Source organism: Plantactinospora solaniradicis (assembly GCF_042658085.1).
In the GTDB taxonomy this organism is placed as follows: Bacteria; Actinomycetota; Actinomycetes; order Mycobacteriales; family Micromonosporaceae; genus Plantactinospora; species Plantactinospora solaniradicis.
Genome location: NZ_JBHSPR010000093.1, coordinates 1 through 1,107, shown reverse-complemented (window position 1 = coordinate 1,107; position 1,107 = coordinate 1). Strand labels below are relative to the sequence as shown.

1 protein-coding gene is annotated in these 1,107 nt (G+C 67.6%); it reads left to right on the top strand.

Annotated elements, in window-relative coordinates:
- Window positions 1–9: 9 nt before the first annotated feature.
- Window positions 10–1,107: condensation domain-containing protein (locus ACFP2T_RS45825; protein ID WP_377433789.1), on the top strand; the 1,098-nt coding region annotated here is incomplete at its 3' end.

Below are 1,107 nucleotides of genomic sequence, written 5' to 3'. Positions count from 1 at the left end.
CGGACCCGGCTGGTCGCCGATGCTGACGGGGTGCCGTGGCAGGTGGTCGACCCGCCGGCGCCGTTCGACCTGCCGTTGATCGACCTGTCTACCGAGGACGATCCGATCGCTGCCGCACGAGCCTGGCTGGCCACCGATGCGGTGGTGCCGTTCGATCTGGCGGCCGGGCCGTTGTTCCGGGCGAGCCTGCTGCGGGTGGCCGCGGATGAGCATGTGTTGGCGTTGGCGATGCACCACGTGGTGGGTGACGAGTGGTCGGCCGGGATCCTGCGTCGTGAGTTGGACGTGTTGTATGCCGCAGCGCGCGACGGTGGGCAGCCCGCTTTGCCGGTGTTGCCGGTGCAGTACGCCGATTTCGCGGTGTGGCAGCGGCAGTGGCTGACCGGTGACGTCCTCGACGATCAGCTCGACTACTGGCGAGACCGTCTCGATGGTGTGTCGACGCTGGAGTTGCCGACCGATCGGCCGCGGCCGGCGCAGCGGTCCAGTGCTGGTGCGGTGCTCAAGTTCGTGGTGCCGGCCGAGGTGGTCGACGGTCTGCGGGTGCTGTCCCGGGACGCTGGCGTGTCGATGTTCATGACGGTGTTCGCCGCGTTCAACGTCCTGCTGGGCCGGTACTCGGGTCAGGACGACATCGTCGTCGGTACGCCGATCGCGAACCGGAACCGGGCCGAGATCGAGACTCTGATCGGGTTCTTCGTCAACACCCTCGTCATGCGCACCGACCTGTCCGGCGATCCGACGTTCACCGAACTGCTGGGCCGGGTGCGGGCGGAGACCCTGGCGGCGTACGCGCATCAGGATGTGCCGTTCGAGCAGCTCGTCGACGAGCTGGGTGTGGTCCGGGACCGGTCCCGCACACCGCTGTTCCAGGTGCTGTTCAACTACGTCACCGAGGACGGATCGCCCAGTGGGCTGGTTGGTGGATTGTTCGGCGGTGATGTGGACGGGATCCCTCGGGTGTCGTCGGTGTTCGATGTGGCGTTGTCGGTGGGTGAGCGTGACGGGGGCTTGGTTGGTGGGGTGGAGTATGCGACCGCGCTGTTCGACGAGTCGACGGTGCGGCGGTTGGTCGGGCATTTGATGGTGTTGCTGGGGGCGGTCGCG